A 19,764-nucleotide genomic window follows, 5' to 3' on the forward strand; every position below is an offset into this window, starting at 1 on the left:
GGCGCCGGAGCGGTTCGATATGGTGTGGCGTTTCGTGGAGACGGCATTCTGCGACACGGTGAGCCTGCAATTCACTGGGACGGAGGTCCGGCTCGATCGCCGGGTCAACGCGAATGCCGGGCCGATGACGCGGCCGACAATGATTGGCCGTATGCTGCCGGCTGGATCCTGACGCTGGGGGCATCGAGCTATCGCGCGTCAGGGTTTCACGCCTGCCCATACGCCGTGGTCGATCCGGTTTAGCAGCGGGGGCGATTGGAGCCGGGCGAGGTATTCGTCGGTGGCGCGGCGCGAGCCTTCGAACATGCCGTAATCGTCGACGATGATGACGCCGCCGCGGACGAGGCGTGGATAGAGCCCCGCCAGCTCCGCCACGGTGGACAGGTAGAAGTCGGTATCCAGGCGCAGTAGCGCGATCGAGGCCACCGTCGTGTAGGGGATGGTTTCTTCGACTGGGCCTTCGATCCATTCGATGCCGCTGCTTTGCGGGGATGCTTCGGCGAAGTTTTCACGGACGTCCTGCTGGAAATTCACGAAGCGGACGGAGGACATCACCTGGCCACTACCGACAAGTTGATCCTGTTCGCCTTCGGGAAAGCCTTCGAACGTGTCGAACAGCCAGATCCGTTTTTCCGTCATGCCGAGCCGGTCGCGCAGGAGCGCCATGAAAATGCTGGCGCCGCCGAGGAAGCAGCCGCATTCAACGATGTCGCCGGGGATGCGCTGGGCGTGAATGTATTTCAGCGACTGGTAAAGATTGTAAAAGCCGGTGACGTGCAGCAGTGAATACCGTGAAGCGATGGTATAGAGTTCCCAGAAGGTCTCGTCCTGGATTTCGGGGAAGTTTACGCGAAGCCGCTCCGGCATGTCGTTAATTTTGTCGCCGAGGCTGGTGACCTCCGTCACGTATTTCATTGGCGGCTCCTAAGTGCTGTGCAGCCAAGGATATCACCTTGTGTTATCGGAGTCGTAAGCGCGCCGGTGCATATTGTTGTGGAAATGGTTGACGGTGCCGAGATTATGTCGACATCCGTTCCGGAATCGGGCAGTTGCCATGTGGGCGGCACGTTACCGTCATTGCGGGAGTGAAGTCGTGCTCGTTCAACTGACGGCGGATGTTCAGACTGCCTTGCGCGCCCGCGGGGTCGAGACGTATCACGGCGGGGGCGTAAACATTTCGGCTCTGGCGGTGTTCGAGCCACCGTGTAGCATCAAGTGGATGGGTATCGAGAACGGCTTCAAGCTCGGGGCGTTCAGCTACGCTGTAAGTGGTTTTTTCTCGGATGTCACGATTGGCCGATACACGTCCATCGGAGAATCCGTGCAGATTGGCCGGGCGAGCCACGCGTTAACCTGGGTTAGCACATCGCCGTTTTTCTATTTACGCGAAAAGATGTTTTCGATTGGTTCGGACTTTCCCGAGCAGGATCGTTACCACAATTATATCGCCCCGCTGCGCCCGCATGCGATGGCGACGATGTCCAAGCCGGTGGTGATCGGCAACGACGTGTATATTGGGCACGGGGCGATGATCATGCCGGGCATTACGGTCGGGGATGGTGCGGTCGTCGCGGCGATGGCGGTGGTGACCAAGGATGTTCCACCGTTTGCCATCGTTGGCGGGAATCCGGCGCAGATCCTGCGGATGCGCTGCCCGCCGGACATTCTGGGGATGTTGCTGGATGTGCGATGGTGGCGGTTCGCGCCATGGCAGCTAGAGGCGATCGATTTGTCGGATCCCGCCGCCGCCATTCCAGAGCTGCGTGTCTTGGCCGAACACGAGCCTGCGTACACGCCGCGCGCATTCACCCTGGCCGATCTGCTGTAGCCCGGAAGCAGGAAGCCTCTATGCCGCTGACAATTGCCGACCGTGGCGAACACAATACCATTCACATTCCTCCCAGCATTCTTGCCGAAGGGAACGGCGTGATCGTGCTGAATGGCAACCGTGCCACGCTGGAGATCGCGGACGGATGCATGCTGAACGGCGTGTCCATCACCCTCGGCGATGATTGTGCGCTGATGGCCGAAGCGAATTGCCGATTGGCGGCCTTGGAAGTGTATGCGGCAGGGGGCGGTCGCGTTCGGATTGGCAGTAACAGCAATTTCACCGACCGGACCAGGCTGTTCCTTCACGAACCGTCCACGATCACCATTGGTCGTGATTGCCTGTTTGCCGCCGACACCTTGCTTTGCACCAGCGACATGCATTCGGTGCTGGATCGGGATACCGGCAAGCGCATCAACCCGCCGGCCGATATCGCGATCGGCGACAAGGTTTGGATCGGGCACGGGGTCAGTGTCATGAAAGGCACGGTCATCGGGACGGGGGCGGCGATTGGCATTGCGTCCGTCGTGACGGGCATGATCGACCCGTTCACGATGTCCGCCGGGTCGCCGGCGCGCTGCCGGCGCCGGAATATCACCTGGGACGCACGATTACTGCCGCTATAGCGGCAACTCCGCCTCGTCGTCGGTGTGGCTGGGCGATCCTGGGTCGAGCAGGCGCTCCCAAGCCATCAGATCCTGTGCCGCGGCGTTGTTCGGGGCGCGCCATTCTAGCAGACCGCGCTCGTTGTAGTGCATCTCACCACTTTCCCACTCGCGCATGACGATGGCGCGCGCGACGTCGGGGTTTGACCTCACGTACCAGGATTCGGCGACGTCGAACCCGGTGCCGCCACGGCCCTCGAAATAGCCAGTCTGGGCGAAATGATCGCGGCCGCTGCCGATACTGCCGGTCCGGATTGCAGCCGCGACGTCGGGGTTGCGCCGAAGATACGTTTCCTCGTCCAGCGTTGCGTTTTGCAATGCCAAGCGTAGCAGCTGCTTCAGGAAGTCGACCGGTATCGTTACGGTATCGTCTTCCGCGGTTGGGCATATCGCGGACAGCAATTTATATGGAACTATCAACATAGTCTGCTCCCTTTTCGAAATAGGTATGGCGTCTGGCCTTTGAAACGAGCGGAATTGTGGTGCGCCATTGAATGCCATGGGCAGACCGCGTCAGGCCGTCTTCAAGGTTAGCAGCGTGTCGACGATGCGCTTCGTCGACGCGCCAAATGGTAGGATAAAGCCGCCATCACGCGCCTTGATACGTAGGCTGGGTGTTCCGATGTCGAAGGTGACGACCGGTAACGCCGCCAGCCAGAACTGGGTGAGCACGTAGGACCATGTTTCGGGCCACAGGGCCGGTAGAAACCCAAAATCCGCATCCTGCTGCTTGAGCAGATCCACGGCTTCGGCCTCTTCGTATTGGCCGGTGATGCGCACGCGACCGGTGCGCAGCAGGCGCTGGTCATCACAGGTAAAACCGACGACGACGAACTCGATCGGTACATCGCGCTCGGCAACCATACGGGCGCAATCGAGCAGGACGTCGTAGCCCTTTTCGTATCCGATGGCGCCGGCCAAACAAATCCGCCGTGTCTGGCGCGTATGCAGCGCGGGAATGCTTTTGAGCGCCAGGGGCTCCGATTCATCTTCCCAGGGCATTACCGCCGGTTCCGTTCCAAACCAGCGGTTGACCCGGCGGCCGACATCCTCCGATGGCGCGACGATGCGGCCTGCACCGGAGAATAGCGCCTGGGAGCGTTCGCGCAGCGTATCCGGCGTGACGTAATAGCCGAGATTGGTCCCGCGATCCTCGATACAGGGGGCACAATAGCGGGCGCCGGGTTCGCCGCAATACCGGTCCCGCTCGGCCGTGAGCGTGATACGGGGGCAGTACCAGGAATAGTCGTGAACGTGGATTTCGTAGGGCCCGAGCCCGGCGATGAGTTCGATCGTCTGGTTCAGATGGCCGAGAAAGTGATGGATCTCTGTCCGGATGATGCCGGATGCCTGGAGAAACGCCCTCATACCGCCAATTTCCTGGACCGGGTCGAAGATCAGGTTCGGGTAGATGCCGCCATCGGCGTTGAAGCTGCACATGGCGACGCGACCGGCCCCGGCGGTGGGTTGGCAGATAATGGCGCGATACCCGGCGCGCTCTGCCAATGCCGCAGTTTGCTCGACATGGCGCAGCACGCCACCGGCGCGGTCGTGCGTGACGAACAGAACTGCGCCCCGCTCCGGCCGATTTGCCGCCCATCGCCGTAGATCGATGGCGCGCCGGGAGTCCGCCAGCGGGTCGGCGGCCTGCCAGGTCGCGATCAGCCTGTCGTACCCAGGGTATAGGCGGTTGAGGATCTTCAGGTTGCGCATGGTCAAGCCAGTCTTGGCCGCGGCGAAGGATTGTCCTTCCAGATGGCCGACGAGCACGCTGGGCACGGCAACGTGGCGCCACCCAAGTGCACGGGCGCGCATGCAGAAATCGTTTTCCTCGCCATAGCCCTGCGCGAATACGTCCTCCCGCAGCAAACCGGTTTCGGCCACGCATTCCAGGCGAATGTGCAGGCAGAAGCCGTGGCCGGTTGGCACGTCGATCGATTTGCCGGCGGTGGCGGTCGCGGCGTGTCTGGCGTAATCCTGGCAATCCTGCAGGCTGGGAACCAGGTTCGGCTTGTCCGCGTGCGGATAGCTGAAAATCGTGGCAGCGTTGGAGAGCGGTGTTGCGGTACCGATATCGTCGCAGGCATGGGCGATGGTTCGCAGGGTATTCACCCAGCCCTTGGTCACCAGCGTGTCGCTGTTGAGCAGGACGACGTCTACCTGGCTCTCGACGGCCCGGCGTAGCCCGATATTCGCGGTGGCCGGGAACCCGCCATTCTCCGTCTGATGCTGGAAGATGATGTGCCCGGCGTCTGCAACGCGTTGCAATGCCTGCACCAAAGCAGGCTCCGGCGAGGCGTCGGAGATCACGAGGACGTCTTCGCGGCTCGTTCTCTCGTCGAGAACGGTTTTGAGGCAATCCATTGTGACCTTGAGGCCGCGGTAGACCGGGATCACGATCAATGTCCGCCGCCGCGGGTCGGGCGGATGGTAGGTTTGGCGCAGGCTGCTGATATCGGCTGGGATGCTGGGCAGGCTTGCGTCATCGTCGCGGTCGGCAGGTCCGGCGGCCGGAAACCGGCGTGCCAGTGCTTGGGCTGCGGCCATCGCACTCTGTGCGGCGGCGGCGCTGTTCAGCGGGCTGCCGTACAGGGCGCGGCCGTGCGGGCCACGCACGCTCACTGGGCCGGCCAGCGGGGTCATGTCGTCTGCCGATACCAGGAAGTCCCGCGGTTGGATCAATCCCTGCGCGTTGGCGGCGGAGTCCGCCAGGCTTTGGGCGAGCCGGATCAGGCCGGGCATGGCGGCGCGGTCTTGTGCCGTGATGGCGATGTCGGGCGAGATATCGGGCTCGCCGGGGAACCAGGCCCAGCCTTGAACGGCGCCGTTTTCGGTTTCGACAAATCCCTCGACACGCGACACGCTTTCGAGGGAGATCGGGCTGCCGATCAAGGGGAGGCCTTGTGCCAGGATCTTTAGGTGCCGGCCGGCGAGCGCGGCGGGCGTTCGGTATCGGGCGATCGGGGTGTCGGATTGGCCATCGCGCTGCAAGGTGATCGGCTGGCCATCGAGTTCGAACCGTACATCCGCCGGGTCGTAGCGTGCGGCGGCGCCGCCGATGGTCAGATGGCCATGATTGCTGAATCCGCACCACCCATGGGCCGCCGTCCGGTCGGCGATATCTGCGGCGAAGGCCCAGAAGGCTGCGCCAGTTTCTGGCGCATTACGGCCGAGTGTTTCCTGCAGGGCGGCGGCGGCGCGTGTGAGGTCGCCGGCGCGTGCGTGGCTGACGGCGAGGCGAAACCATGCACCGCGCCAGTCGCGACGCCGGGCGAGGAGATCGAATGGCTCGGCCGCATTCGCGCGGCCCAGGCTGAGCCGGAGATCGCCGATGAAAAGCGTCATCAGGCTGTGTGACGGTGCTTTTCTTTGCGCGTATTCCAGATGGGCGAGGGCCTGTTCGGGCAGGCCCGCCACAAGGGTGTCGTAGGCTAGACGTAAGATCTGCGCCAACTCGGTGGCGGGCTCGATCTCCTGCCATGCACCGATCAACTCGGTCAGCGTCTGCCGGTCGTCGCTGAAATAATGGTTGGACCGGAAAATACGATCGAGGACGCCGAGCTCCACCCGCCAACCTCCCAGTCCGGTCATAGAAATCGAAAGACTTAGTAATATAACTTAGGGACGCGCGTTTACTGTTTTGACGTCCGATGAACAGATCGGTTTACCGGCCAGTCCAGTCTACAGTCTTCCGCTATCGATAGGGTAAACGTATGGCTAGGTGGTGCCGACAAACTTAAGCTGCGCCGAATTGAGCGCGCCGATTCCGGCGAGGGTTATCGTGGTGCCGTCGGTGAGCGATAGGACCGTTCCTGCTGCCGCTTGGCCCGCCGTGGTGCCGACGCCCGATGCCACGTAGCCAGCGAGTTGCAGCGTGTCGATGCCCTTGAAGCCATTGATCGTTGCATTGCCCACCACGCCGGCGGTGAAGCTGAAGGTGTCTGCGGCGGTGCCGGCGACCATGGTGCTGTTGCCGGTGCCGCCATGCAACGTATCGTGGCCGGTGCCGGCGATGAGGCTGTCATTGCCGGCGCCGGCTGTGAGGATGTTGTTGCCGGACATGGCCTGGATGGTGTCGTTCATGCTGCCGGCGATGACGGTTGCCGCGCCGCCGTAGAGCAGCAGCAGGTCGCCGGTCGCGTGATCGCCGCCGATGATGGAGGTGGTGCCGGTGGCGGTCGTCATCGTGTCGATACCCTTGATGGTGGCCGAGCCGCCGGACAGGGTGATCGTGTCGACGCCGAACCCCAACGTCACCAGAAGCGGATTGCCCGACACATCGTGGATCTGGAAATTCGTCGTGCCACTATTGATGGATGCAAGGCCGGACGTGATATCGACCGTTTCCGACCCGCCATTCATCGCAGCGCCGGTGATGGTGTCGTAGCCGACCGACAGGATATAACCGCTGCCTACGCCGAGGTTGATCTGGTTGGCGCCGGTTCCAGCGTTGATCGTGCTATTGCCCAGCAGGATATTGATGGTGTCGTTGCCGGCTCCGGTATCGACGCGGTATTTTCCAGTGCCGAACGTCGCGGTCTGGACCAAATTGTTACCGCCCAGGATAGCGATCTGGCTGGTCAGTTCCTGGCTGGGTGTCATGTTGGTGTAGGTGATGTTGCGGGCCGCGCCCAGCAGGCCGACCCCGCCCAGGAAGACGCCACCCTGGGCGCCCCCCTGTATCGAGACAGCGCCGTTCGCGTTGCTGATGACCGTGCTGTCCGCGCCGTTGACGAAGACCGTCGAGCCAACGCCAGACGCGGTGATGACGGAGGCCGTGCGCAGCGTCAGAATACCCTTGACGCCGTTTGGCGGCTCCGGCGCCGTGCTGCCTAGGCCGAAATAGTCCAGGTTGACGAAGTCGCCGCTGGCGACGCCCGCGTTGATGCTCGTTGCGAGGCTCGCCGCGACGTTGGTGACCTCTCCGCTGGTCGAGGCTAGAACGCTAACGGCAAGCGCGCCCTTGATGGTAACACCCGGCATTTTTCGAACCCTGCTTCAATACAAACGCAGGTCTCGTATGCGTGACTATTATGGATAAGGCGTTTCGATACGACAATATTGTCGGATGTAGTGAAGAGACTCAAGTTAACATTAACTATAGTTCTTAATAGTGTCGACGACGTTTGCCGATAACGCCAGCCGCGTGCAATGCCTGCAGCTGGGCTTCGTCCAGACCCAGCGCCGACAGCACGTGGTCGGTGTGTTGGCCCAGTTGCGGCGGGCCGCTGTTGTATTGGACTGGGGTGCCGGACATGCGCAGGGGGCTGGCCACCAACGACACGCTGCCGGTTGCGTGCGGCATTTCGACGCGAATGCCGCGGGCCTGTGCTTGTGGGTCGGCGAAGACCTGATCGACGTTGTTGATCGGCGCGCAGGGCACGTCCGCGGCCTCAATCAGGTCCAGCCAGGTATTGCGCTCCTGTTGCATGAAGCGGGCGGCCATGGTGTCGATGACGGTTTTGCGGTGCGCGGCGCGCCCGGCATTGGTCGAATAATCTGGGTTGTCGGCCAATGATTGCAGTCCCATGGCGCGGCAGCAGCGGCGGAATTGGGCGTCGTTGCCGATCGCCAATGCGAGAAAGCCGTCGGCAACGGCGAAGACCTGGTAGCCGACCACGTTTGGGTGGGTGTTGCCCATGCGCTTCGGCACCATGCCGCCGACGAGGTAATTTGCCGCCTGGTTGGCCAGCATCGCCACCTGCGCATCGAACAATGCCAGGTCGATATGTTGGCCGACACCGCTGGTATGCCGCGCCTGCACCGCGGCCAGAATGCCGGCGACGGCGTACATGCCGGTGAACATGTCGGTCACCGCCACGCCCACCTTCATCGGCTCGGCACCCGGCGTGCCATCCGGCTGGCCGGTAATGCTCATCAACCCGCCGCGGGCCTGCATGGCGAAGTCGTAGCCGGGGCGGTGGCGATACGGCCCCTCCTGCCCGAACGCGGTGATCGAGCAGTAGATGAGGCGCGGATTGGCCGCCATGAGCGTTGCCGGGTCCAGCCCGTATTTGGCCAGTGCGCCGGGGCGGAAATTCTCCACCAGGATATCGGCGTCGCGTGCCATACGGGCGACCAGAGCGCTGCCTTCGGGCTTGGAGAAATCGATCGCGACCGAGGATTTGTTGCGATTGGTGGCGGTGAAGTAGGCGGCATCCGCCGGGTCATCCGGCGTTCCCGCGTCGCCACCGATGAAGGGAGGGCCCCATTTGCGGCTGTCGTCACCGCCGATCGGATGTTCGATCTTGATGACCTCCGCCCCCAGATCGGCGAGCGTCTGGGTGGCCCAGGGGCCGGCGAGCACGCGGCTGAGGTCCAGCACTCGCAGGCCGGTCAATGCGGCGGCTGTTCCGGTCAAAATGCGTGTTCCATCGGCGTTCGGTCCCCGTCTTGCCGTCGTCCTGAAGCCGGCAACGATTCGGACGAATGTAACCGGCGCGGCGGGAGGGAGATAGGCGCAAAACGGTGGATGAACCGAATGTTGCGGCAGTTCCGGCAATGTGCAAAAGGCATCGTTCGCCCTGGGCGGGCCGGAAGCGGTGCATCGCCTGCGGCAACCGCGGCACGGTTGGCCGCGCATTCGCACTATGTTTCAGACCCGGAGGCCGCATGACCGACATCGCCCCAACCCCGCCCCGTCGTAGCCGTGTGCTGCATCGCAGCCTGCGGGCGCCGCCGCCGCCGATTGCGAGCGGGGGCAGCGGCGTGTGGCTGCAGGCGGCGGATGGGCGACGCATCCTGGATTCCTCGGGCGGGGCGGCGGTCAGTTGCCTGGGGCACGGCCATGCGCGGGTGGTCGAGGCGATCCAGCGCCAGGCCGGGACGCTGGCCTATGCACATACCGGCTTCTTTTCCACCGAACCGGCGGAGGAATTGGCGGAGATCCTGGTTGGGCACGAGCCCGGCGGCTTAGCCTACGCCTATTTCGTCTCCGGCGGGTCGGAGGCGGTGGAGGCGTCGCTGAAAATGGCGCGGCAGTATTTCGTCGAGATCGGGCAACCCGGCCGGGGGCATTTCATCGCCCGGCGGCAGAGCTATCACGGCAACACGCTGGGCGCCCTGGCGGCCGGTGGCAATGCGTTCCGCCGCCAGCCGTATGCGCCGTTGCTGTCGCCGGCGTTCAGCCATGTCAGCCCCGCCTTCGCCTATCGCGAGCAGCGCGAGGCGGAGACCGAGGCGGAGTTTGGCGCGCGCCTGGCCGCTGAGTTGGAGGCGGAGTTCCAGCGCCTGGGGCCGGATAATGTCGCCGCCTTCGTGGCCGAGCCGGTGGTCGGTGCGACCGCCGGGTGCGTGGCGGCGCCCGCCGGGTATTTCCGGGCGGTGCGCGACATTTGCGACCGTTACGGCGCCCTGCTGATCCTGGACGAGGTGATGTGCGGGATGGGTCGCACCGGCACGCTGCACGCGTGGGAGCAGGAGGGTGTGGCGCCGGACATTCAGGCGATTGCCAAGGGGCTGGGCGGCGGTTACCAGCCGATCGGTGGCGTGCTGGCGAATGAGCGCGTGGTTGGCGCGTTGCGCGATGGCTCGGGCGCGTTCCAGCACGGGCATACGTATCTGGCGCATCCCGTTGCCTGTGCCGCGGCGCTGGCGGTGCAGCATGTGATCCGGGATGACGGGTTGCTGGCGCAGGTGCAATCGCGCGGCGCCTTGCTGGAGCAGCGATTGACGGAGCGGCTGGGGAATCATCGGCATATCGGGGACATTCGCGGGCGTGGCCTGTTCCGCGGGATCGAGTTGGTGCAGGACCGCACGACGAAGGCGCCGTTCGATCCAAAACTCGCGCTGCATGCCCGGGTGAAAGCGGCGGCGTTTGCCGGTGGCCTCGGCTGCTACCCGATGGGCGGGACGATCGATGGCGTGCGCGGCGACCACATCGTGTTGGCGCCGCCGTATATCGTGAGCCCGGACGAGATCGACATGATCGTGGACCGGCTGGGCACGGCCATCGACCAGGCGATTGCGGGGCTGCCCGTCTGATGCGGGTCGCTATCGGCGGGGTGATGCTGGAATCCGTCAGCTTCCTGCCGCTTCTGACGACGCTGGCGGATCTGCAGGCGATCGAGGCTGCGGGCCCGGCCATGCTGGAGCGGTTTCGTGGCACGAACACCCTACCCGGCGGCTTCATCGCGGTGTGCGAGGCCGAGGCGCTGGACATGGTGCCGCTGGTGTTCACCGATGCCGGGGCGGCGGGGCCGATGACGGATGCGGCGTTCATCGACTATGCGGACCGGTTATGCGCCGGGCTGCGGGCGGCGGCGCCGTTGGACGGGGTGCTGCTGGCGCTGCACGGCGCGATGACGACGCCCACCCGGCTGGATCCCGACCGGGAGATCGTGGAGCGGGTGCGTGCCGTGGTGGGCCGGGATGTGCCGATGGCGCTGGCGCTGGATTATCATGCCAACATCGACGCGCATCTGCTGGCGTTGGCGGATGCAGTGTTCGGCTACCATTATTCGCCGCACACCGACATCGCCGCGACCGGCGAGCGTGCCGCACGATGTCTGCTGCGGATGATGCGGCAGGGGACGCGGCCCGCCATGGCGCTGGTGAAGCCCGGCGTCATGGTGCCCAGCATCTTCAGCGCCACCGGCATTGCGCCGTTGTCGGGGTTGGTGGCGGAGTCGGTGGCGATGGCCCGGCCGGCGCCCGGCTATCTGGACGTGACGGTGTTCGCAGGTTTCTCCTACGCCGACGTGCCGAATTGCGGTTTCTCCGTGCTGGCGGTGGGTGACGATGCCGCCGAAGTGCAGCGCGTGGCGAGCGGGCTGTCCGACCGGATCGTGGCCATGCGGCAGGATCTGCTGCATCGCGACCTGGTGCTGGATATCACCACCGGGGTCGACCTGGCGCAGTCGAGGGCGGCGGCGCGGCCGGGTCGGCCGGTGGTGTTGCTGGAGCACGCGGATCGCTGCAACGACAGCACGTACCTGCTGCGCGAGTTGCTGCGCCGGGGTGTCACCAATGCCGCCATCCCGTATCTCTGGGACCCGGCGGCTGTTGCGAAGGCTGCCGAGGCGGGCGTGGGCGCGCAGGTGAGCCTGGATGTGGGTGGCCACTCGTCGGACCGCGCCGGTGGACCGGTTGGGTTGACGGGGGTCGTGCGCTGGGTGGGCGAGAAGGACTATCGCACCACCGGCGCCTACATGAACGGGCGCCTGGTGCAACTGGGCATGGCCGCGGTGCTGGACGTGGATGGGCTTACGCTCAGTCTGGTGAGCCGGCCGACGATGACGGTGGACGAGGATCCGTTCGTGCAATTCGGCATGCGCGCCACCGACTTCGCCATCATCGTGCTGCGGTCCAAGACGCATTTCCGCGCTGCCTACGAGCCGATTGCGGATTGCATCCTGATCGTGGATACGCCTGATTGGGGGCCGGCGGATTTGACTGGTCTGCCATACCGGCAGATCCCGCGTGATCGGGTGTTTCCGTTCAATGCGTGATGCGGAAGATCGTGCCGTTGCCGTCTTCGCTCATCAGCAGGGAGCCATCGTGCAGCACGGTGACGCCAACCGGGCGGGCCCAGACGGCGTTATCGCTGGCGACCATGCCGGTGGCGAAATCCTCGTACTCGCCGGTGGGCTGGCCGTTGTGCATGCGCAGGCGGATGAGTTTGTAGCCGGTGCGCGTAGCGCGGTTCCAACTGCCATGTAGCGTCACGAAGGCGTCACCTACGTAGTCGGGCGGGAAGTTTGTGCCGGTGTAGAACGCGATGCCCAAGGGGGCCGAGTGCGGCTGGATCAGCACGTCCGGGGTGGTGACCTGCCCGCGGAGGTCGGGGCGTTCGCCGCGGTGACGGGGGTCTTCGTGGTCGCCGATATAATACCAGGGCCACCCGAAGAACTCGCCGGATTTGACCCGCGTGGCGTAGTCGGGCGGCAGGTCGTCGCCCATGCCGTCCCGTTCGTTGGTGACGCACCATAGCGCGCCGGCGCCGGGTTGCACTGCAAGGCCGACGCAGTTGCGCAAGCCAGATGCCACGCGCTGCAATCCGCTACCATCGGGGTGGAAGCTAAACACGGCGGCCCGGTTCGCCTCGTCACCGGAGGCTGCGCCGCGATCGGCCGCGCTGCCGGTGGCGGCGACCGTGCCGGTCATGCCGGTGGCGACGTTGGAGGATGAGCCGATCGACAGATACAGCGTGGCGCCATCCGGTGCGACCGCCAGGTCACGGGTCCAATGGCCGCCCTCCGGCAGGCTCGGGATGATGATGTCTGCGGGGCCGGTGGGGGCTAGTCCACCATTGTACGGGTAGCGGACGACGCGGTTGGTTTCCGCCACGTAGACGTAGCGTGGCTGGTCGGCGGGCCAGAATGCGATGCCGAACGGCTCTTCCAAGCGAGAGGCGAAGGTGGATGGCGCCGCCGGATGCGCTGCCCCCGCGGTGGGTCGCCAAACGCGGATGCGGCCGGCCCCGCTTTCGGCCAGGAACACGTCACCATTCGGGGCGGTGCGTAATGTGCGTGGGCCATCCAGCCCGACGGCCCAGATCTGTGCCGTGAAACCGGCTGGTACCGTGGGTAACGCACCGGATGGCCGCGCCACCACGCTGGGGCCGCGACTGGACGATGCGGTGGCCGAGGGCCGGGGCAAAGCATCCACGGTGATATGCCGCACGGTTCCTGGCGCATCGCCGTGCCAATCACCGAAGGCGGCGGCACCCTGGCGGACTGGCTGCGCCAGGGCGGGAACCGACACCAGCGCAAGCAGTGCTGCCGCTGCGGCCCTCATGCGGCTAGGCCGCGGTCTCCCGCCCATGCGGCTAGGCCGCCGTCTCCCGCCCATGGGGCTAGGCCGCGGTCTCCCGCCGGGGCAGCTTCCAGTTGGGGCGGATGAAATGGCAGGTGTAGCCATTCGGAATGCGCTCGAGGTAATCCTGGTGCTCGGGCTCGGCCTCCCAAAAATCACTCACGGGGGCAAGTTCGGTCACGGCCTTGCCGGGCCACAGGCCGGATGCGTTGACGTCGGCCATCGTATCCTCGGCGACCCGGCGTTGGGCGTCGCTCGTGTAGTAGATGGCCGAGCGATAGCTGGGGCCGCGGTCGTTGCCCTGGCGGTTGGGCGTGCTCGGATCATGGATCTGAAAGAAGAATTCCAGGATCTCGCGATAGGTGATCTTGGCCGGGTCGAACATGATCTCGATCGCCTCGGCATGGTTGCCGTGGTTGCGGTAGATGGCGTTTTTCACCTCGCCGCCGGTGTAGCCGACGCGGGTCGAGACGATCCCGGGGTAGCGGCGCAAGAGGTCCTGCATGCCCCAGAAGCACCCACCGGCGAGAACGGCACGCTCGACTGTCATCGCATACTCTCCACCAATCGTGGCGCCAATCATACGCCGGGTCTTGCAGCGACGCCATCGTGGCATCGGCATCGCAGGTAAGGACGTCCCGGGCCGTTTCAACGGCCCGGGACCGCCAGTTAGGTGGGGTTCACGACCTGCCACTGCGATTGCGTCGCCTGGGCGCTGCCCAGCGGCACGTAGTCTTTGGTGGTCAGGCGGCCATAGGGGTCGCTCGCAGAGGGATAGCCGACCGAGTTGCTGTCGGGGCCGCTCGACCCCAGGGCAGTGGCGTCGTTGTGCTCATAGGGCACAACCGTCCACGAGGCCGCCATCGCCGGGGCCGCCGCGAAACCGGCGATGCCGAGGGCGACCACCATCGCTCCCGCGCTCGTCCACAGGCGACGGCCTGGAGCCGCCTGAGCCTGCAGGGTATCGGAAGTCTGCACAGCGCGCGCAAACGAAGATTTCATCATGAGCTTCTCTCTCCTCAGCGTGCCGTCAGCGATATCGGCACGCGGGGCTATATGCGCGCTGCGGTGCAGCAAGATGCATGATCGGCGGATGAATTCACCGTAGGCTTTCACCGTCGCGCGGAAGGGCTCCAGCGATAGACGCGCGACAGGGTGTCGCCCATCAGGTGCGCCCGGTCGCCGTCGCTGAGATGCGGGCTGGTGAGGAAGGCGTCCACGCCCTGCGGATAGGTCAGGAACGCGGTGGCCCGGGTCCAGTCCGTGCCCCACATGCAGCGTTCCATTCCGAACGCATCCAGCACGCGGCGGATGGGCGTCCAGATGTCGGGGTAGGGGTATGGTTCGTGCGACAACGTGCCGGCGCCGCTGATTTTGACGGTGACGTTGTCGTATCGGGCCAGGGCGAGCAGCGCCGGCAGATCAGCCCAGGGATCGGCGGGAACGGGTGGCACGAAGGGCTGGGCGAGGCCGAGATGGTCCACGACGAACCGCGTGTTCGCATTTTGCGCGGCCATCTTGGCAAGTTGATCCAGCCGCCCGGCGCATAGCAGGTTTACCGGCAGATCGTGCTGCGCGGCGGCCTGCAGCACACGTGTCACGCCCGGATCCGCCGGGTCGCGTGGCATGTCGTGGTTCATCATCAGCCGGGCGCCGACCGCACCGGTGGTGTTGGCCCAATCCGTCACGACCTCGCCGGCTGCCGGGTCGGTGTGGTCGATCGGTTTGACCAGTCCGAACCTGGTGGGATGGGCGGCATAAACCTGCAGCGCGTAGCTGGCATCGTAGCGATACATGGCGAAGGGGGAGACCAGGATCGCGCCGTCGACATTTGCGGCGTCCATCGCCGCCACCGTTTCGTCCCCAGTCATGGAAGACGGCCCGTGCAGCACGGCGGCCCAGGGGCGTTGGGGATGGTCGGGTTCGTACGCGTGCACCTGGGCATCGATAATGGGCATCCGTGCATCCTCTTGCGCGTTCGATCGATTTTTCGATTAGACGGCATGGCGACATGCCGCAATGATGCCGGCCATGACCTATTTGCAGAACGATCTGGCCCAGCTTGCCACGGTGTCGACGGCGACGATCACGATGGTGCTGTTGAAGCACGGCCTGCGCAATGTCTGGCTTCGTGGCACGCGCCCGCTGGGCACCGGGCAGCACCGGATCGTCGGGCCAGCGTTCACGATGCGGTTTCTGCCGGCGCGGGAGGATTTGGCGACCCCAGCCTCGCTCGCCTCCGGCCGGTCGACGCGAGCGGCGATCGAGGACATGCCGGCCGGCAGCGTTGTGGTGGTGGACGCAATGGGCACCACGGATGCCGGCGTGTTCGGCGATATTCTGTGCGCGCGAATGAAGGCGCGCGGCGTGGCGGGCCTGGTGACGGATGGTGTGGTTCGCGACGTCTCCGGCGTGTTGGGCACCAGATTTCCGGTCTGGTGCCAGGGCACGGCCGCGCCGCCTTCCGTCGCGGGGCTGACCTTCGTTGGATGGCAGGAACCGGTGGCATGCGGCGGTGTCGCCGTTTTTCCCGATGATGTGATCGTGGCGGACGACGATGGCGCGGTGGTGATTCCGAAGGCGCTGATTGGCCAGGTGATCGCGGCCGGGGCGGACCAGGAGCGATTGGAGGCGTGGATCATGACGGAGGTGGAGCGCGGTGTGCCGCTGCTGGGCCTGTATCCGCCGAATGCCGATGCATTGGCGCGCTACGCGGCGACCAAGCCGGGCATTTAGACGGGCCGACATCCGAGCCGGCCCTTCGCGCGTAGAGAAGGCGTCACCTGGGGCGGTTCGGCATGTTGAAGCTTGCGTCTACGTATTTCGCGACCCTGCTGTTTCTCTTGCTGCTGGATGCGGTGTGGCTGTGGCAGGCGGCATTGCCGATGTTCCGCGCCGCACTCGGCCCTGACCTGCTCACGTTCCGGCCGGTGCCGGGTGTCCTGTTCTACCTGGTGTATGCGGCGGGGATCATGGTGTTCGTGATCCCCGCCGCCGGCTGGCAGATGACGGCGCTGTATGGCGCGCTGTTCGGGCTGTTCGCGTATGCGACATATGATTTGACCAATTACGCCACGCTGAAGCCGTGGACGGTGCAACTGGCCGCGACCGATATCGTGTGGGGCATGGTGCTGACGGCAGTGGCCTCCACGCTCGGCAGCCTATGTGGCGGCATGATCGCCCGGCGCTTTGGGGGCTGATGCTAGCCGCCGGGCAAAGACCACGCCCAGGAAGATGGTGAGGCAGCCGACGCTGATGGCGTTCATCGACAGCAATGCCCGGTATTGTTCGGCCGTGTAGAGGTGCGGTGGCGCCGGGTAGCGGCCCTGCAGCGCCACGAATGCCACCAGCGGCAGGGCTGCCAGGCCCAGCATGGCCACGCGTTCGCGCGGGTGGAATAGCATCGCGCCCAAGGTTGCGCATGGCAGCAGGAAGAGTTGCTCGCCCGCTGGCTCGCCCAGCAGCCAGGTGCAGAAGATCGTGTTGCAGACGCCCACCAGCGGCAGGGCGATGCGGGCGGCCAGGCTGGACCAGCGGGCGATGAGGTAGATTCCAGCGAAGAACGGGAACGAGCAGACCGTGAGCAGCGCCCATGGCATCCCGCCCGATCCCGCGACCCACCAGACGTAGAGCGGGTAGAACGGAGTGTTCCACGCCACCACCAGCGCGACCAGTTTGGCAACGCCGGTGCGCACGCCAGAATTGCCCGGATCAGAAGAATTGCTCAAATCAGAGGAATTGCTCAAATCAGATTGGGCGAAGGCGATAGTGGCTGACCCCCCATTCCCGGCCCTGGTCGTGGCCGAACAGGCCGGCGGTTGCCAGGAAGAATAGCCGCCAGCGGCGCCGCCAGAGCGGGGCATCGGGGCCGTAGGCGTCGCCCAGGATTTCGCCGATCCGCGCCTGATGACGGTCGAAGTTTTCCAGCCAATGCATGGCGGTGCGGGCGTAGTGCGTGCCGCTCCATCGCCACTCGTTCTCCACTTCGAACAGCAGGGGGAAGCAGCGGATCAGGCCATGGCTCGGCATCAGGCCGCCGGTGAAGAAATGCTGGGCGATCCAGTCCGACGGGTCGGCGTGGTCGAACCGGTATGGTGCTGCGCGATGGGTGAAGACGTGTAGGAACAGGCGACCGGCTGGGGTCAACCAGCGGCGAATATTCGTCAGCAGCGCCGTCCAGTTGGCCATGTGCTCGAACATTTCCACCGACACGACGCGGTCGAACATCTCGTTCGGCTGGAAGTTGTTCATGTCGGCGGTGATGACGGTGAGGTTGCGCAGGCTCCGCTCCGTCGCCAGCCGCTCGATCGTGGCGCGTTGGGTGCGGGAGTTGGAGACGGCGGTGATCTGGGCGTCGGGATAATGTTCGGCCATCCACAGGCTCAACGAGCCCCAGCCGCAGCCGAGTTCCAGGATGCGCTGGCCGTTCGCAAGACCGGCATGGGCGCAGGTTTCGGCGAGCGCATGCGCCTCCGCCATCTCCAGGGTGTCGCTGTCATTGGCGTATAGGCAACTGGAGTATTTGCGGTGCGCGCCGAGTGCGAGCTCGAAGAATTCGGGCGGTAGTTCGTAATGCTGGGCGTTGGCGTCGTCGGTGTGGATGGCGATCGGGTGGGCGTCCATGTCGGAGGCGAATTGACTGTCGAAATTGGGCTGCTGCGACATGCGCCGGGCGGTGCGGCCCACCAGGAATGAGACGCCACGCCGGGTGATCGGGTCGGGCAGGGGCAGACGCTCCACGGCGGCCGTGCCAAGCGAGATGAAATTCACGGGTTTTTCCTTCTGGTGGGCGGCAGCGGGATGAGGGCGCTGACCCGGCGTTGGTAGTCGCGGAAGGCGTCGCCGCGGGAGGCGAGCATCGCGGCCTCCAACGGGGGGACGCCGGACACGTAGCGCAGCAGCCAGGTCATGAAGACCGGCCCGGTGAGCGCCAGCCAGCCAGGCCACCACGCCGGGTCGATGGCGAAACACGGGTAGGCGCACCAACCCAGGCATTCGAAGAAGTAGTTTGGATGGCGGGACCAGCCCCACAGGCCGGTTTCGCAGATCGCACCCTTTGCCGCGGTGGCACGGAAGCGGCGCATCTGTGCGTCGGCCACCGCCTCGCCAGCGACGGCCACGACGAGCACGGCGATCCCCGCCCAGTCGGCGAGGCGTAGCGCGGGCGCTGGGTTGCGGGCGGCGACCAGGATCGACAGGGTGAGCAGGATCGCCGCGGCGGCCTGGATCATCAGGAACCAGAACATGCGGCGTTGGAAGCCGGCGCCCCAGTCGCGGCGGAACCCGGCGTAGCGCACATCCTCCGGATGACCCGCCGTGCGGGACGCGCTGTGCCACGCGAGACGGCCGGACCATAGGATGGCCAAGGCCGCGACGACATAGGCGCGCAGGCCGACCGGGTGGCCTGGTAGCGGCACCACGGCACACAGCATCCCGCCCAGGCCGGTGCCGGCGCTCCAGATCGCGTCGACCCAGCCGGCGTTGCCGGTCTGCCGTTGGACGGCCCACGCACCGCACATCACGAGCACCAGGCCCAACGCGACGCAACCGAACAGCGCCCAAAGCCACGTCACACCGAATACCTCTCCTCGGCGCGCTTCAGGCGCCGCCTGGCGCCACGGGCGGGTGGCGCATGAAATCGACGCAATCCTGCAACGTCGGGGCGAGGAAGCGCAGCGGAGTGCCGATCGCGCCCACGATCTCCTCATGCTGGATGCCGGGGTATAGTTTCAGGTCTACGATGCCACCGGCGCTTCGGATGCGGTCGGCGAGACGAATCGAATTGCGGGGGTAGACCGTGGTGTCGGTTTCGCCGGCGAGTAACAGCATTGGCGGGGCGTGGCCGTCGACGAAGTTGATCGGCTGGGTTCTGGCTAGTTGATCCTGAGGTCCGAAGATGGCCCTGAGTTCGTCGGTGCCCAGGGGCAGGAAGTCATACGGCCCGGCGAGCCCGAGCGCGCCACGTAGGTCGGAGCGCGACATGCCCACGCCGGCCAGCCACTCGGGATCCAGCGCGAGCATGGCGACGTTGTACGCGCCGGCGGAATGTCCCATGAGGAAGAACGGCCCGGGGGCGCCGCCGTATTGGGCGGCATGGTCGCGGGTCCAGCGCAATGCGGTGGCGTTGTCCTGCAGGAAGGTGGGGAACCGGACGGTGGGGAACAGCCGGTAGTCCGGCACCACCACGACGAAGCCCCTGGCGGCCAGGGCGCCCCCGACGAAGCGGTACATGGCCCGGTCGCCGCTGGTCCAGCCACCGCCGTAGAGGAATACCACCACGGGAAACGGCCCGGCGCCACCGGGTGCGTAGACGTCCAGCGTTTGGCGGGGGTCGGGGCCGTAGGGCACGCCGTCCGCGACCAGGCGCGATGGGGCCAGATTGTTGAGGATCGTGACGGGAGAACAGCCAGCGGCAGCGAATGCGCTACCCAAGGCCAAGACGCTTCGACGGAGCAATCGCATCAACAGCGGGCTGCAATCATGGGTTTGGCCTTACCTCTGCAAACGAACGGACCT

At 65.3% G+C, this 19,764-nt stretch carries 19 protein-coding genes; 6 read left to right on the top strand and 13 right to left on the bottom strand.

Annotated elements, in window-relative coordinates; translation table 11 throughout:
- Positions 1–198: 198 nt before the first annotated feature.
- Positions 199–906 carry a TylF/MycF/NovP-related O-methyltransferase gene (locus GSQ76_RS25305; RefSeq protein ID WP_158746876.1) on the bottom strand — a complete coding sequence of 236 codons (708 nt, stop codon included), beginning with the start codon at positions 904–906 and terminating at the stop codon, positions 199–201.
- Between the two features lie 313 nt (positions 907–1,219).
- Between GSQ76_RS25305 and GSQ76_RS32905 the strand changes: the two genes are divergently transcribed.
- Both GSQ76_RS32905 and GSQ76_RS32170 read left to right on the top strand, forming a co-directional pair.
- Entirely contained in the window at positions 1,220–1,828 is a 609-nt protein-coding gene (locus GSQ76_RS32905) for a CatB-related O-acetyltransferase (protein ID WP_158746877.1), read from the top strand.
- Between the two features lie 20 nt (positions 1,829–1,848).
- Positions 1,849–2,454 (top strand): acyltransferase, encoded by a 606-nt coding sequence (locus GSQ76_RS32170; protein ID WP_158746878.1) that lies wholly within the window; start codon positions 1,849–1,851, stop codon positions 2,452–2,454.
- Here GSQ76_RS32170 and GSQ76_RS25320 read toward each other — a convergent pair.
- The 4 genes from GSQ76_RS25320 to GSQ76_RS25335 all read right to left on the bottom strand — a co-directional run bounded on the left by GSQ76_RS25320 (position 2,449) and on the right by GSQ76_RS25335 (position 8,854).
- Positions 2,449–2,916, bottom strand: coding sequence for a hypothetical protein (locus GSQ76_RS25320; protein WP_158746879.1), 468 nt, complete (start codon positions 2,914–2,916; stop codon positions 2,449–2,451). The genes GSQ76_RS32170 and GSQ76_RS25320 overlap by 6 nt on opposite strands.
- 90 nt (positions 2,917–3,006) lie before the next feature.
- Positions 3,007–6,060, bottom strand: coding sequence for a glycosyltransferase (locus GSQ76_RS25325; protein WP_158746880.1), 3,054 nt, complete (start codon positions 6,058–6,060; stop codon positions 3,007–3,009).
- A 150-nt stretch (positions 6,061–6,210) separates the two neighbouring features.
- The gene (locus GSQ76_RS25330) at positions 6,211–7,476 is read right to left on the bottom strand and encodes a calcium-binding protein (RefSeq protein ID WP_158746881.1); all 1,266 of its coding nucleotides are present in this window, start codon (positions 7,474–7,476) and stop codon (positions 6,211–6,213) included.
- Positions 7,477–7,600: 124 nt separating this feature from the next.
- Positions 7,601–8,854: a CaiB/BaiF CoA-transferase family protein gene (locus tag GSQ76_RS25335; protein ID WP_158746882.1), complete on the bottom strand. Its 1,254-nt coding sequence runs from the start codon at positions 8,852–8,854 to the stop codon at positions 7,601–7,603.
- Positions 8,855–9,105: 251 nt separating this feature from the next.
- On the opposite strand from GSQ76_RS25335, the gene GSQ76_RS25340 reads away from it, so the two are divergent.
- Positions 9,106–10,476, top strand: coding sequence for an aspartate aminotransferase family protein (locus tag GSQ76_RS25340; RefSeq protein WP_158746883.1), 1,371 nt, complete (start codon positions 9,106–9,108; stop codon positions 10,474–10,476).
- Positions 10,476–11,942, top strand: a complete 1,467-nt coding sequence (locus GSQ76_RS25345) for a M81 family metallopeptidase (RefSeq protein ID WP_158746884.1) — start codon at positions 10,476–10,478, stop codon at positions 11,940–11,942. Before GSQ76_RS25340 ends, GSQ76_RS25345 begins: the two co-directional genes overlap by 1 nt.
- Here GSQ76_RS25345 and GSQ76_RS25350 read toward each other — a convergent pair.
- The 4 genes from GSQ76_RS25350 to GSQ76_RS25365 all read right to left on the bottom strand — a co-directional run bounded on the left by GSQ76_RS25350 (position 11,932) and on the right by GSQ76_RS25365 (position 15,206).
- Positions 11,932–13,230, bottom strand: coding sequence for a sorbosone dehydrogenase family protein (locus GSQ76_RS25350; protein WP_158746885.1), 1,299 nt, complete (start codon positions 13,228–13,230; stop codon positions 11,932–11,934). The two genes, GSQ76_RS25345 and GSQ76_RS25350, sit on opposite strands and share 11 nt — an antisense overlap.
- A 58-nt stretch (positions 13,231–13,288) precedes the next feature.
- Positions 13,289–13,798, bottom strand: a complete 510-nt coding sequence (msrA, locus tag GSQ76_RS25355; protein WP_158746886.1) for a peptide-methionine (S)-S-oxide reductase MsrA — start codon at positions 13,796–13,798, stop codon at positions 13,289–13,291.
- Between the two features lie 119 nt (positions 13,799–13,917).
- On the bottom strand, positions 13,918–14,325 hold the full coding sequence (locus GSQ76_RS25360; protein ID WP_158746887.1) for a hypothetical protein: 408 nt from the start codon (positions 14,323–14,325) through the stop codon (positions 13,918–13,920).
- A 35-nt stretch (positions 14,326–14,360) separates the two neighbouring features.
- Positions 14,361–15,206: an amidohydrolase gene (locus GSQ76_RS25365; RefSeq protein WP_158746888.1), complete on the bottom strand. Its 846-nt coding sequence runs from the start codon at positions 15,204–15,206 to the stop codon at positions 14,361–14,363.
- A gap of 73 nt (positions 15,207–15,279) precedes the next feature.
- On the opposite strand from GSQ76_RS25365, the gene GSQ76_RS25370 reads away from it, so the two are divergent.
- Both GSQ76_RS25370 and GSQ76_RS25375 read left to right on the top strand, forming a co-directional pair.
- Complete coding sequence (locus GSQ76_RS25370; protein WP_174247399.1) at positions 15,280–15,984, top strand: ribonuclease activity regulator RraA; 705 nt, start codon at positions 15,280–15,282, stop codon at positions 15,982–15,984.
- Between the two features lie 62 nt (positions 15,985–16,046).
- Complete coding sequence (locus GSQ76_RS25375; RefSeq protein WP_158746890.1) at positions 16,047–16,448, top strand: DUF2177 family protein; 402 nt, start codon at positions 16,047–16,049, stop codon at positions 16,446–16,448.
- On the opposite strand, the gene GSQ76_RS25380 is transcribed toward GSQ76_RS25375, so the two are convergent.
- The 4 genes from GSQ76_RS25380 to GSQ76_RS25395 are packed head-to-tail and all read right to left on the bottom strand — an operon-like array spanning position 16,410 to position 19,680.
- Complete coding sequence (locus tag GSQ76_RS25380) at positions 16,410–16,976, bottom strand: hypothetical protein (protein WP_158746891.1); 567 nt, start codon at positions 16,974–16,976, stop codon at positions 16,410–16,412. The genes GSQ76_RS25375 and GSQ76_RS25380 overlap by 39 nt on opposite strands.
- A gap of 19 nt (positions 16,977–16,995) precedes the next feature.
- The gene (locus GSQ76_RS25385; protein ID WP_254070627.1) at positions 16,996–18,018 is read right to left on the bottom strand and encodes a cyclopropane-fatty-acyl-phospholipid synthase family protein; all 1,023 of its coding nucleotides are present in this window, start codon (positions 18,016–18,018) and stop codon (positions 16,996–16,998) included.
- Positions 18,015–18,821, bottom strand: coding sequence for a DUF1295 domain-containing protein (locus GSQ76_RS25390; RefSeq protein WP_254070628.1), 807 nt, complete (start codon positions 18,819–18,821; stop codon positions 18,015–18,017). The genes GSQ76_RS25385 and GSQ76_RS25390 overlap by 4 nt, the downstream gene beginning before the upstream one ends.
- Positions 18,822–18,846: 25 nt before the next feature.
- Positions 18,847–19,680, bottom strand: a complete 834-nt coding sequence (locus GSQ76_RS25395) for an alpha/beta hydrolase (protein WP_216851291.1) — start codon at positions 19,678–19,680, stop codon at positions 18,847–18,849.
- Between the last annotated feature and the right edge of the window lie 84 nt (positions 19,681–19,764).

Origin of the sequence: Acidisphaera sp. L21, from assembly GCF_009765685.1 — a bacterium.
Lineage (GTDB): Bacteria > Pseudomonadota > Alphaproteobacteria > Acetobacterales > Acetobacteraceae > LMUY01.